We start from the raw sequence: 12,702 nt of genomic DNA, 5'->3' as shown, positions 1-12,702 counted from the left end.
GGACTTGGCAGTCCAGGTTCCTAACGGTCCAGGACGCTGAGTCCCGGGAGTTCCTTGCCTTCGAGATATTCCAGGCTGGCGCCGCCGCCGGTGGAAATGTGCCCGAACTGGTCGTCAGCGAAGCCGAGCGTCCGCACGGCGGCAGCGGAGTCGCCGCCGCCGACCACAGTGAAGGCGTCGGCCTCGGTCAGAGCCTGGGCCACGGCGCGGGTTCCGCCGGAGAATGCTTCGAACTCAAAGACGCCCATGGGCCCGTTCCAGAACACCGTTTTGGCGCCCTTGATCCGGTCCGCAAAAGCGGCTGCAGAGTCCGGGCCGATGTCCAGGCCGATGCCCTGGGCACCGAAGCTGCTGCCCTCGATGCCGTCCGCGGGGACAGTTTCGTAGTCAGCGTCGGCCGCGAACTTACCGGCCACCACAACGTCGGTGGGCACAATGAATTCGGTGCCTGCACCGGCTGCCCGTTTCAGGTAGTCCTGGACAACCGGGATCTGGTCTTCTTCCAGGAGGCTGCCGGCCACGCTGTGGCCCTCTGCTGCCAGGAACGTGAAGAGCATGCCGCCGCCCACCAGGATGGTGTCGGCCTTGCCGATGAGGTTGTCGATGACCGCCAGCTTGTCGGAGACCTTGGAGCCGCCGAGCACCACCACGTAGGGCCGCTGCGTGTCAGCTGTCAGCTTCCGCAGGACCTCCACCTCGGTGTGCACAAGGTCGCCCTGGTAGGAGGGGAGCCGGGTGGCGACGTCGTAGACACTGGCGTGCTTGCGGTGCACGGCACCAAAGGCGTCGTCAACGTAGGCGCCGTTGGCCCCGGTCAGGGCCACCAGTTCGTCCGCGAAGGCGCCGCGTTCGGCGTCGTCCTTGCTGGTCTCCCGGGCGTCGAAGCGCACGTTCTCCAGGACGAGGACTTCGCCGTCCTGAAGGGAGGCGGCGAGTTCCTTGGCGGAGCTGCCCACGGTGTCCTGCGCGAGCGAGACCTTGAAGGCGGCAAGTTCGGCGAGCCGCGCTACGGCAGGCCGGAGGGAGTATTTGTCCTCCGGAGCGCCCTTGGGGCGTCCGAGGTGGGCTGTTACCAGCACGCGGGCACCGGCGTCCGTGAGCTTTCCCAGTACTGGCAGAGAGGCCTTGATGCGGCCGTCGTCAGTCACTGTAGAGCCGTCGAGCGGCACATTCAGGTCACTTCTGACAAGAATGTACCGCCCGCGGACACCTTCAGCGATCAGTTCGTTGAGGGTGTGGAATGTCATGAGTCTAACCCTAGCCCAGCTTGGCTGCGACGAGCTCCGTGAGGTCCACGAGGCGGTTGGAGTAGCCCCATTCGTTGTCATACCAGGAAACAACCTTGACCTGGTTGCCGATGACCTTGGTCAGGCCGGAGTCGAAGATCGACGACGCCGGGTCCCCGACGATGTCCGAGGACACGATCGGTGCGTCCGTGTAGGTCAGGATGCCCTGGAACTCGTCGGACTCCGAGGCCTTCTTCAGCGCCGCGTTGACTTCCTCGACGGTGGTCTCGCGGGAGACCGTGACGGTGAGGTCGGTGGCCGAGCCGGTGGGGACGGGCACGCGGATGGCGAAGCCGTCCAGCTTGCCCTTGAGCTCGGGCAGGACCAGGCCGATCGCCTTGGCTGCACCCGTGGAGGTGGGAACCATGTTGATGGCGGCGGCACGGGCACGGCGGAGGTCGTTGTGCGGGCCGTCCTGCAGGTTCTGGTCAGCCGTGTAGGCGTGGATGGTGGTCATCAGGCCACGCTCGATGCCGAAGGTGTCGTTGAGGACCTTGGCCAGCGGGCCCAGGCAGTTGGTGGTGCAGGACGCGTTGGAAATGATGTTGTGCGCCGCGTTGTCGTACAGGCCCTCGTTGACGCCCATCACGATGGTGATGTCCTCGTCGGAGGCAGGTGCGGAGATCAGGACCTTCTTGGCGCCTGCGTCGATGTGCTTCTGCGCGGCAGCGGCCTTGGTGAAGAAGCCGGTGGACTCGATGACGATGTCAACGCCCAGCTCGCCCCAGGGCAGGTTGGCGGGATCGCGTTCGGCGAGAACCTTGATGATGTTGCCGTCGACAACGATGTTGCCGTCCTTGACCTCAACGGTTTCCTTCAGGCGGCCGCCGACGGAGTCGTACTTAAGCAGGTGGGCCAGCGCCTCAGGGCTGGTGAGGTCGTTGACGGCAACGATCTCCAGGTCCGCGCCCTGTGCGAGGGCTGCGCGGAAGTAGTTGCGGCCGATGCGGCCGAAGCCGTTGATACCAATACGGGTCGTCACTTGTTCAGTCTCCTTGGTGCTTGATTAAGCACAAACTAGTTGAGCGGGCGTTGAAGCCAACTAACAGATCCCGCACGCCATTGGGCAGAGATGATTAACAGATCGGAGGGCGACCAGCCACATTGCTGAAGGCAGACCGCCTTCCGTGATCCATCTTACGTTTAAGTAGGTCCGCCCCCGCAAGTGCGGGGGCGGACCTTCCACATTCCGGCCGAAATCACGCCGAAATGTGAAGTTTGTTACACGCTCATGTACTGCGGGTCACTACGGCAGGGTGATGAGGCCCGTGGCGTTGGTGCGTGCAGCATCGAAGCGCTTGGCGACATCGGCCCAGTTGACGATGTTCCAGAAGGCCTTGACGTAGTCAGCCTTGACGTTGACGTAGTCCAGGTAGAAGGCGTGCTCCCACATGTCCAGCATCAGCAGCGGCGTGGTGCCGAGAGCCACGTTGCCCTGCTGGTCGTAGAGCTGCTCGATGACCAGGTTGCCACCGATCGGCTCGTAGGCCAGGAAGCCCCAGCCCGATCCCTGCAGGCCAAGGGCAGCCGCGGAGAACTGGGCGCGGAAGGCGTCGAAGGAACCGAAGGCATCGTCGATGGCAGCTGCCAGCTCGCCCTCAGGCTTGTCGCCGCCGTCCGGTGACAGGTTGTTCCAGAACACCGAGTGGTTGATGTGGCCGCCGGTGTGGAACGCGAGGTCCTTCGAAAGGCGGTTGATGTTGGCGAAATCGCCCTTGTCGCGCGCCTCTGCCAGCTGGGCAAGGGCGTTGTTGGCGCCTGCAACGTAGGCAGCGTGGTGCTTGCTGTGGTGCAGCTCCATGATGCGCGCCGAAATGTGCGGCTCAAGCGCCGCGTAGTCGTAGCTGAGTTCTGGCAGTACGTACTCGGTCACAAAATCCTCCAATGTCGTGGACGGTCTGTCCGGGTTGTAACTCTCGGATTGTGCATCCGGATGACTGGCATCCGGAAGATCAGGGTGAACGCTCTGATTCTAGGGGCGCCGCTACTCGTCCAGCATCTCAGGCGTCACATTGGCATCAGTGCCAGGGATCCCCAAATCGATGGCCCGCTTATCCGCCATGGCCAGGAGCCGGCGGATGCGGCCGGCGATGGCGTCCTTGGTCATTACCGGATCTGCCAGGCGCCCCAGCTCGTCCAGGCTCGCCTGTTTGTGGGCCACCCGGAGTTCGCCGGCGTATTTGAGGTGGTCCGGGACGTCGTCGCCCAGGATCTCCAGTGCCCGGTCAACCCTGGCACCGGCCGCCACGGCCGCCTGGGCGGAGCGCCGCAGGTTGGCGTCGTCAAAGTTGGCCAGCCTGTTGGCCGTGGCCCTGACTTCCTTGCGCATCCGGCGCTCTTCCCAGACCATCAGGGCATCGTGGGCGCCCATACGGATGAGCAGGGCGGCGATGGTGTCGCCGTCGCGGATCACCACACGGTCCACTCCCCTGACTTCGCGGGCTTTGGCCTGGATGCCAAGACGGCGGGCGGCACCAACGAGGGCAAGCGCTGACTCGGGGCCCGGGCAGGTCACCTCAAGCGATGACGAGCGGCCCGGTTCCGTGAGGGACCCGTGGGCCAGGAAAGCTCCACGCCACACGGCCTCGGCGTCGGCGGCCGAGCCGTTGACGACGGCCGAGGGAAGCCCCCGCACCGGCCGGCCGCGGCCGTCCAGGAGGCCTGTCTGCCGGGCCAGGGACTCGCCGTCGCGGACCACCCGCACCACGTACCGGCTGCCGCGGCGCAGTCCGCCGCCGGAGACGACGATGATCTCGCTCTGGTGGCCGTAAACCTCGGCGATGGCTGCCCGGAGCCTGCGCGCCGTGGATGCGAGGTCAACCTCGGCTTCGATCACGATCCGGCCCGAGATGATGTGCAGGCCGCCGGCGAAGCGCAGCATGGCCGAGACCTCTGCCTTGCGGACTGAAGATTTCTTGATGTCCAGACGGGACAGTTCTTCCTTGACCGATGATGTCAGTGCCATGGCACCTTCCTAACTGTTCCCAAAAATGTCGTGGTACGCCGCTGCCAGACGCAGGGGGTCATGGACGGGTCGGCGGCCCGACGCCCCCACTTTACCCAAGACAACCTCGGCGCCGATCATCCCGGCGGCTTTCTCGAACTCCTGCAGGTCCGGCACCGACGCGGGATCCGCCAGGACAACGTCGACGCTGAAGTCCGGCGCATACCGGCGCAGTGCGTACAGGTGGTCCGCCGCCGACATGCCGGTGGTCTCCTTGGTGTCCGTGGCCAGGTTCATGGTGAGGCAGCGTTTTGCGGCTGTGGCACTCAGGGCCTCACGCATCTCCGGGAGCAGCAGGTGCGGCAGCACGGACGTGTACCAGGACCCCGGCCCCAGGATTACCCAGTCAGCCAGTTCGATGGCCGTCAGGGCTTCAACGCAGGCCGGCGCATGTTCGGGCCGGAGCCGGACGTGCTCCAGCGAGCCGGCAACGGCGCACCGCGCCTGCCCGCGGATTGTCTGGAGCGCGAACGTGCCGTCAGGTGCAGTGACGCGGATGTCGCCTTCAATGGTCAGCGGAACGGTGGACATGGGCAGGACTTGTCCACGGGCACCGAGCAGGGCGCCGGCCCACTTCAGGCCGGCCACGGTGTCGCCCAGCAGTTCCCAAAGGGTGACGATGAGCAGGTTGCCCATTGCATGCTCGTCCAGCGATCCGCCGCTGCCCTGGCCAGGCCGGAAACGGTGCTGCATCACGTCGCGCCAGGTGCGTCCCCAGTCCGTGTCATCGCACAAGGCGGAGAGCGCCATGCGCAGGTCTCCGGGCGGGAGGACGCCGTACTCGTCGCGCAGACGCCCGGAAGACCCGCCGTCGTCCGCCACAGTGACTATGGCGGTCAGCTCGGAGGTGAGCAGCCGCAGCGCCGAGAGCGAAGCGGACAGGCCGTGCCCGCCGCCGAGCGCCACGACGTTGGGGCCCTTGTCCTGCTGGCCGGCTGCGGTTCCGCTGGAAACCGGTACGAGCGGGAGGGGCCCGGTGAACATCCCCATTACTCGCGGCCCAGATCCCGATGGGTGGTGGTCACGGTCACGCGCGGATACTGTGCCAGTTTCTTGGAAAGCTCGACGGCGACGGCCACGGACCGGTGCTTGCCGCCGGTACAGCCGACGGCGATGGTGGCGTAGTGCTTGTTTTCGCGCCGGTAGCCGTCCAGGACGGGCTCGAGCGCCAGGACATAGCGGTCCACGAAGTTCTTTACACCTTCCGCCTCGAGGACGTAATCGCTGACGTCCTTGTCCAGGCCCGTATGCGGGCGCAGCTGCGGGACCCAGTGCGGATTCGGGATGAACCGGACGTCAGCAACGTAGTTGGAATCCACCGGCAGGCCGTACTTGAAGCCAAAGCTCATGACGTTGAGCCGCAGTGCCACCGGGCCGGTCTCGCTAAAGAGTTCCGTGATGGCGGTGGCCAGGGCGTGGACGTTGTAGGTCGAGGTATCCAGTACGACGTCGGAACTGTCGCGCAGTTCCTTGAGCACGTCCCGTTCGGCTGCAATGCCGTCGAGGATGCGGCCGCCTTCCTGGAGCGGATGGGGCCGGCGGCCCTGCTCGAACCGGCGGACCAGGACGTCGTCTTTGGCGTCGAGGAAAAGGACCCGGAACTTGACACCACTGGCGGCGAGGGCCCCCAGGGCCGCACGGACGTCGACAAAGAGGCCTTTGCTGCGGACATCCATCACCACGGCCAGCCGCGGAATGGACTGCGGCGCGTGGGACACGATCTCGGCCAGGGTCCCGAGCATCTGGGGCGGCAGGTTTTCCACGACATACCAGCCGTGGTCCTCAAGTGCGTCCGCGGCGGTGCTGCGTCCCGCCCCTGACATACCGGTGACCACCAGCAGTTCCGCTTCGAGGGGCTTGACCGGCGTCAGCCCGTCCTGCTCCGTCCCGGATTCCGCCGTAGAGTCTGCCATTCGTTCCGCCCCGTTTCTGTCCAGATGAAGGCAGGCTACCGCAAAGGCGGAAACCTGCGTTCCTTACCCTACCTAGGTTTCAATGATTTCGCCGGTGGCCATATTCACGGCCGGAACTGCGTCGCCGGCCGTGTCGTCGCCGCTGAAGTAGGCCACGATGGCGTTGGCAAGGGCCGGCCCAATGCCCTTGGCCGACGTGAGCTCGGCCGCGGTGGCGGCTTTCACACCCTTGACGGACCCGAAGTGGGTGAGCAGTGCCTTGCGTTTGGACTCACCCAGGCCTGGCACTCCGTCCAGCGCCGAGACGGTCATGGCCTTGCCGCGCTTCTGCCGGTGGAAGGTGATGGCGAAGCGGTGGGCTTCGTCACGGATCCGCTGCAGCAGATAGAGTCCCTGGGACGTCCTGGGCAGGATCACGGGGAAGTCGCTGTCCGGCAGCCAGACTTCCTCAAGCCGTTTGGCCAGGCCCACCACGTACACATCCTCGATGCCAAGGTCCGCCAGGGCCCGGGCTGCGGCGTTCACCTGGGGCTTGCCGCCGTCGACCACCACCAGGTTGGGCGGGTACGCGAATTTTGCCCGCGGGGCGGCCGTAGTGGTGTCCAGGACCGCGGCATCGGCGGCTGCTTCCAAGGCGGCCTGGTGCCCTGGCAGGGCGGACGCCCCGGACTGCGCCGACTTGTCCTGCAGGTAATGCCGGAAGCGCCGGGTCAGGACGTCGTGCATGGCGGCGGTGTCGTCTGCCGCGGCGGCCCCGGTGACGGAGAATTTCCGGTATTCGGACTTCTTGGGCAGCCCGTCCTCGACCACCACCATGGACGCCACGACGTTGGTGCCCTGGACGTGGGAGACGTCGAAGCATTCGATCCGCAGGAGCGCCACGGGCAGGTCCAGGGCTTCCTGCAGCTCCTGCAGTGCCTGGGAGCGCACGGTGAGGTCGCCGGCGCGGCGGGTCTTATGCAGTTTGAGCGCGTGCTCGGCGTTTTCACGGACGGTGGACATGAGCGCGGCCTTGTCGCCGCGCTGGGGCACCCTGACATCCACCTTGGCTCCGCGCAGGCCGCCGAGCCATTCCGTCAGTTCCGCAGCGTTGCTGGGTTCTACGGGCACCAGGACTTCGCGGGGCAGCCTGCCGTGGCTGTCGCCGTCGTCGCCGTAGACCTGCTGCAGCAGGTGTTCCACCAGATCCGGGGTGGTGGCGTCCTCCACTTTTTCCACGACCCAGCCACGCTGGCCACGGATCCGGCCACCCCTGACGTGGAACACCTGGACTGCAGCCTCCAACTCGTCCTCGTGCAGCGCGAAGACATCGGCGTCGGTATCGTCGGCGAGCACCACGGCGTTCCGCTCAAAGACCTTCCGAAGGGCGGAGATGTCATCACGGAGCCTCGCCGCACGCTCGTAGTCGAGGGTGCCGACGGCGTCGGCCATCTCCTTTTCGAGCTTGGTGATGAAGCGTTTGGCCTCGCCGCCCATAAACGCGCAGAAGTCCTCCGCCAGGGCCCGGTGTTCCTCCGGAGTCACCCGGCCAACACACGGGGCGGAGCATTTGTCGATGTAGCCCAGCAGGCAGGGCCGGCCGCTCGCCTGGGCCCGTTTGAGGACCCCGGCGCTGCAGCTGCGGACAGGGAAAACCCGCAGCAACGTGTCCATGGTTTCCCGGATCGCGCCTGCCGTGTACGGGCCGAAGTACCGGGTTCCCTTGCGGCGGTCCCCCCGCATGACCTGGACCCTGGGGAGCTTCTCGCTCATGGTGAGGGCCAGGTACGGATACGTTTTGTCGTCGCGGAAGACTACGTTGAAGCGTGGCTTGTATTCCTTGATCCAGGTGTATTCAAGCTGCAGCGACTCCAGCTCGCTGCCCACCACTGTCCACTCGACACTGCTGGCCGTGTAAACCATTGCGTGGGTTTTGGGCAGCAGGCCCGCCGGATTCGCAAAGTAGGAGTTCAGGCGGGAGCGAAGGCTTTTGGCCTTGCCGACGTAGATGACCCGGCCGTGGGGATCGCGGAACCGGTACACCCCGGGATTGGTGGGAATTTCACCCGTCTGGGGCCTGTAACTTGCTGGGTCTGCCACTACTTCATTCTACTAACGCCTAGTCCGCGGCCTTGCTCTGGTTGTAGCTGGTGGAGCGTTCCTGGCCGCTGAGTTCGGCGATCGCATCCATGATGCGGTCCGTTACCTGCCGCCGCGCCGGCAGCGAATGATCCGGGCCGGTCTTGTCGAAATACAGCGGCTCCCCCACCTTCATGGTGAAGTGATGCGGCTTGAACCCCTTCTCACCAGCCGGCTGCAGGTTCTCCGTCCCGATCAGTCCAACCGGGATCACGGGAGCTCCGGTTGCCAGTGCAAGCCAGCCCACGCCGGTACGGCCGCGGTAGAGAATACCGTCCCGCGACCGTGTGCCTTCAGGGTAGATGCCGATGCCCTTGCCCGCATCGAGGATGTCCAGGAGGGTTTTGAGCGCCTGGACGCTCGCTGCCTGCTCGCCGCGCTCCACGGGGATGGAGCCCACGGACTCGAAGAAAGATTTCATGACCTTGCCCTTCACGCCACCCGTGGTGAAGTACTCGGCTTTCGCGAAGAAGGCCACGGGCCGCGGCATCAGTGCCTGGACAATCACGCTGTCAAAGAAGGAAAGATGGTTCGGGGCCACAATGAAGGGCCCCTCTTTCGGGACGTTTTCAAGGCCGACGACAGTGGGCCGGCAGGTGCCCGCGACGAGCCCGCGAAAGGTCCAGCGGACCGCCTCAAACAGCGCCATCGTTGCGCACCTCACTCATCGCGGCAGCGTGGATGGCTTCGAGGCGCCCGATGGCGGCAACCATGCCCGCGGTGGTGTCCACCACGGTGACGGCCCCGGCTTCCTCAAGTTCGCCGTCGGGAGCGAAACCCCAGCCCACGCCGATGCAGTCAAGCCCGTTCGCGATGGCGCCCGCCACATCCTGGGCGCGGTCACCCACCATAACGGCGTGCTGGGTGGAGAGGTCCGTCAGGGCCGCGGCGATGATGTCCGCCTTCCCCACCGGACCATCCGTTGACGATTCGTTGTCCGCCGAACCCCTGATGGACTGGAACAGGTTGGCGATGCCGTGGTGGCGCAGCACGATCTGGGCCAGCCCTTCGGGCTTCTGCGTGGCGACGGCGACTGGCCTGCCTTCGGCCGCGAAGGTCTCCAGCGCTTCCCTGATCCCGGGGTACAGCCGGCTCTGGGCTATTCCAGTGGCCAGGTAGTACTGCCGGTACGTCCGGATGACCTCGTCAAGCATCTCGGCCGGTACCTTGCAGACACTCTGGAGTGTGTCGCTGAGTTTGGGGCCGATCATCGAGTTCAGGACGTCCTGGCCAGGAACCGGCAGACCTGCGGCGGCAAGGGCTGCTGCGATTCCGCCGGATATTCCGCTGGCCGGATCGACAAGAGTGCCGTCCAGGTCAAAGATCACGGGCACTGTTGTTTGAGTCACCGGCTTAGTTTCTCATGACACCGAGCATGCCTGAAACTCGCATGCCCGACACGGCATACGTCATCGGAGGCCAACCGCTTAGCCCAGTATTTCCGCGAGGAAGGATGCCGTGTGGCCCTTGGTGGATTTCGATACCTGCTCGGGCGTGCCGGTTGCCACGATCTGGCCGCCGCCCGACCCGCCGTCCGGGCCAAGATCCACGATCCAGTCGGCACTCTTGATGACGTCCAGGTTGTGTTCGATGGTGATCACCGTGTTGCCCTTGTCCACCAGACTCTGAAGAACCATCAGGAGCTTGCGGATGTCCTCGAAGTGGAGGCCCGTGGTGGGCTCGTCAAGAACATACACACTGCGTCCGTTGGAGCGCTTCTGCAGTTCCGCGGCGAGCTTGACCCGCTGGGCCTCACCGCCGGAGAGGGTGGTTGCCGGCTGTCCCAGCCGGACGTAGCCGAGGCCCACGTCCACGAGGGTGTTCAGGTGCCGGGCGATCGGGGAGAAGGCCGCGAAGAACTCCGCACCTTCTTCGATGGGCATGTTGAGCACATCCGCGATGGTCTTGCCCTTGTAGTGGACTTCCAGGGTCTCGCGGTTGTACCGTGCGCCGTGGCACACCTCGCAGGGAACGTAGACGTCCGGCAGGAAGTTCATTTCGATCTTCAGTGTGCCGTCACCTGCGCAGGCTTCGCAGCGCCCGCCCTTGACGTTGAAGGAGAACCGGCCTGGCAGGTAGCCACGGACCTTGGCCTCGGTGGTTTCGGCGAAGAGCTTGCGAATGTTGTCAAAGACACCGGTGTACGTGGCGGGGTTGGAGCGTGGGGTGCGCCCGATAGGGCTCTGGTCCACGTGCACTACCTTGTCCAGGTGCTCCAGGCCCATGATGCTCTTGTGGCGTCCGGCCACCTGCTTGGCGCCGTTGAGCTTGTTGGCCAGCACCTTGTAGAGGATCTCGTTGACCAGGGTGGATTTGCCGGAGCCGCTGACGCCGGTCACGGCAGTGAACAGGCCCAGGGGGAAGGCCGCATCAACGTTGACCAGGTTGTTTTCACGCGCCCCGACGACCTTCAGCTCACGCTTTTTGTCGTATTTGCGCCGCTTCTTGGGGATGTCGATCTTCTTGCGGCCGGACAGGTAATCGCCGGTCAGTGAGTTGGTGTTGGCCAGGAGATCCTGGTACGAACCCGAGTGCACCACCTGGCCGCCGTGCTCGCCTGCGCCGGGCCCGATGTCCACGATCCAGTCCGCCACCTGGATGGTGTCCTCATCGTGCTCCACAACGATAAGCGTGTTGCCCATGTCGCGGAGCCGGGTCAGGGTGTCAATAAGCCGGCGGTTGTCGCGCTGGTGGAGGCCGATGGAGGGCTCGTCCAGGACGTAAAGGACGCCCACGAGGCCGGAACCGATCTGGGTGGCGAGCCGGATTCGCTGCGCTTCGCCGCCGGACAAGGTGGCGGAGGGGCGCTCGAGATTCAGGTATTCCAGCCCGACGTCGAGCAGGAAGGTCAGCCGGGCCTGTATTTCCTTGAGCACCTGGTGGGCGATCTGGGCCTCACGGCCGGTCAGGACCAGGTTGTTCAGGAAGTCCGCGCACACGCGCATGGGCATGGCCGCGACGTCGGCGATGGACTTGCCGTTGATCAGGACGGACAGCGAGGCGGGGTTGAGCCGGGCGCCATTGCACGCGGGGCAAGCGATCTGCCGCATGTACTCTTCGTAGCGGTCGCGGGCCCATTCGGAGTCCGTCTCACCGTGCTTGCGGTGGACATACTGGATGGCACCTTCGAAGCCGGTGCTGTATTTACGTTCCCGTCCGAAGCGGTTCTTGTACTGCACAACCACCTTGTGGTCCTTGCCGTGCAGGACGGTCTGGCGGACGTCGTTGCCCAGCTTTTCCCAGGGTGTGTCCATGGAGAAGCCAAGCTCCTTGGACAGCCCTTCGAGCAGGCGGTTCCAATACTCGGTTGTTGCGGTGCCTAGTGACCATGGCGCGATGGCGCCCTCGGATAACGACAGCTCAGGATTCGGAATGATCAGTTCTTCGTCAACCTCGAGCCGTGTACCGATGCCGCTGCACGCGGAACAGGCGCCGAAAGGGTTGTTGAAGGAGAAGGACCGCGGCTCGATTTCATCGATGGCCAGGGGATGTTCGTTGGGGCAGGCGAGGTTCTCGGAAAATGCCCCCAGCCGTCCCGGCGCGTCTGCGTCCAGATCGACGAACTCGGCCAGCACCCGGCCTTCGGCCAGGCCAAGCGCCGTTTCAACGGAGTCCGTGAGGCGCTGGCTGATGCCTTCCTTAACCACCAGGCGGTCCACCACCACCTCAATCGTGTGCTTGAACTGCTTGCCGAGTTTGGGCGGCTCGCTCAGCTGGATCAGCTCACCGTCCACCCGGGCACGCGAATAGCCCTTGGCGGTCAGCTCCTTGAAGAGGTCCACGAACTCGCCCTTGCGCCCCCGCACCACAGGCGCCAGGACCTGGAATCGCGTGCCTTCGTCAAGCTCAAGCAGCTGGTCCACGATCTGCTGCGGAGTCTGCCGGGCCACAACCTCGCCACAGACCGGGCAATGCGGCCGTCCTACGCGTGCCCACAGCAATCGCATGTAGTCATAAATTTCGGTGATGGTGCCAACCGTGGACCGGGGGTTCTTGCTGGTGGACTTCTGGTCAATCGATACAGCCGGCGAGAGCCCCTCGATGAAATCGACGTCCGGCTTGTCCACCTGGCCGAGGAACTGGCGGGCGTAGGCCGACAGGGACTCAACGTAGCGCCGCTGGCCCTCGGCGAAAATTGTGTCGAACGCCAGGGACGACTTCCCGGAACCGGACAGCCCGGTGAAAACGATCATGGCATCACGGGGCAGATCCAAGTCCACGTTGCGCAGGTTATGCTCGCGCGCCCCTTTGACCACAAGGCGGGAGAGGTCTGGCCGGGCAGGCGTGGCTGGGGCCTGGGGAACGGCGACGGGGACGGATTCGACTGCTGTTTCTTCAGCTACGGCTTTAGGCACCCACTAATGCTAATCGAAAACTTCTT

Annotated in this window: 10 protein-coding genes; all 10 read right to left on the bottom strand. The window is 64.9% G+C overall.

Going from position 1 to position 12,702, the window contains the following annotated elements:
- Positions 1-20: 20 nt before the first annotated feature.
- Entirely contained in the window at positions 21-1,247 is a 1,227-nt protein-coding gene (locus ASG77_RS00630; RefSeq protein ID WP_056339775.1) for a phosphoglycerate kinase, read from the bottom strand.
- Positions 1,248-1,257: 10 nt separating this feature from the next.
- Positions 1,258-2,268 (bottom strand): type I glyceraldehyde-3-phosphate dehydrogenase, encoded by a 1,011-nt coding sequence (gap, locus tag ASG77_RS00625; protein WP_056339772.1) that lies wholly within the window; start codon positions 2,266-2,268, stop codon positions 1,258-1,260.
- 264 nt (positions 2,269-2,532) lie between these two features.
- Entirely contained in the window at positions 2,533-3,159 is a 627-nt protein-coding gene (locus ASG77_RS00620) for a superoxide dismutase (protein WP_056339769.1), read from the bottom strand.
- 111 nt (positions 3,160-3,270) lie between these two features.
- On the bottom strand, positions 3,271-4,251 hold the full coding sequence (gene whiA, locus ASG77_RS00615) for a DNA-binding protein WhiA (RefSeq protein WP_056339766.1): 981 nt from the start codon (positions 4,249-4,251) through the stop codon (positions 3,271-3,273).
- 9 nt (positions 4,252-4,260) lie between these two features.
- Positions 4,261-5,280 (bottom strand): gluconeogenesis factor YvcK family protein, encoded by a 1,020-nt coding sequence (locus ASG77_RS00610; RefSeq protein WP_056339763.1) that lies wholly within the window; start codon positions 5,278-5,280, stop codon positions 4,261-4,263.
- Positions 5,280-6,203, bottom strand: coding sequence for an RNase adapter RapZ (gene rapZ, locus ASG77_RS00605; protein WP_056339759.1), 924 nt, complete (start codon positions 6,201-6,203; stop codon positions 5,280-5,282). Before rapZ ends, ASG77_RS00610 begins: the two co-directional genes overlap by 1 nt.
- A gap of 72 nt (positions 6,204-6,275) precedes the next feature.
- Positions 6,276-8,282: an excinuclease ABC subunit UvrC gene (gene uvrC, locus ASG77_RS00600; RefSeq protein WP_056339757.1), complete on the bottom strand. Its 2,007-nt coding sequence runs from the start codon at positions 8,280-8,282 to the stop codon at positions 6,276-6,278.
- A 19-nt stretch (positions 8,283-8,301) separates the two neighbouring features.
- Positions 8,302-8,970, bottom strand: a complete 669-nt coding sequence (locus tag ASG77_RS00595; RefSeq protein WP_056339754.1) for a lysophospholipid acyltransferase family protein — start codon at positions 8,968-8,970, stop codon at positions 8,302-8,304.
- On the bottom strand, positions 8,957-9,670 hold the full coding sequence (locus tag ASG77_RS00590; protein ID WP_056339752.1) for an HAD hydrolase-like protein: 714 nt from the start codon (positions 9,668-9,670) through the stop codon (positions 8,957-8,959). Before ASG77_RS00590 ends, ASG77_RS00595 begins: the two co-directional genes overlap by 14 nt.
- Before the next feature lie 78 nt (positions 9,671-9,748).
- Positions 9,749-12,676: an excinuclease ABC subunit UvrA gene (gene uvrA, locus ASG77_RS00585; protein WP_056339749.1), complete on the bottom strand. Its 2,928-nt coding sequence runs from the start codon at positions 12,674-12,676 to the stop codon at positions 9,749-9,751.
- Between the last annotated feature and the right edge of the window lie 26 nt (positions 12,677-12,702).

Origin of the sequence: Arthrobacter sp. Soil762 (assembly GCF_001428335.1) — a bacterium.
In the GTDB taxonomy this organism is placed as follows: Bacteria; Actinomycetota; Actinomycetes; order Actinomycetales; family Micrococcaceae; genus Arthrobacter.
Note: the sequence above shows the minus strand (reverse complement) of the source record. Positions and strands in the feature narration are given on the sequence as shown.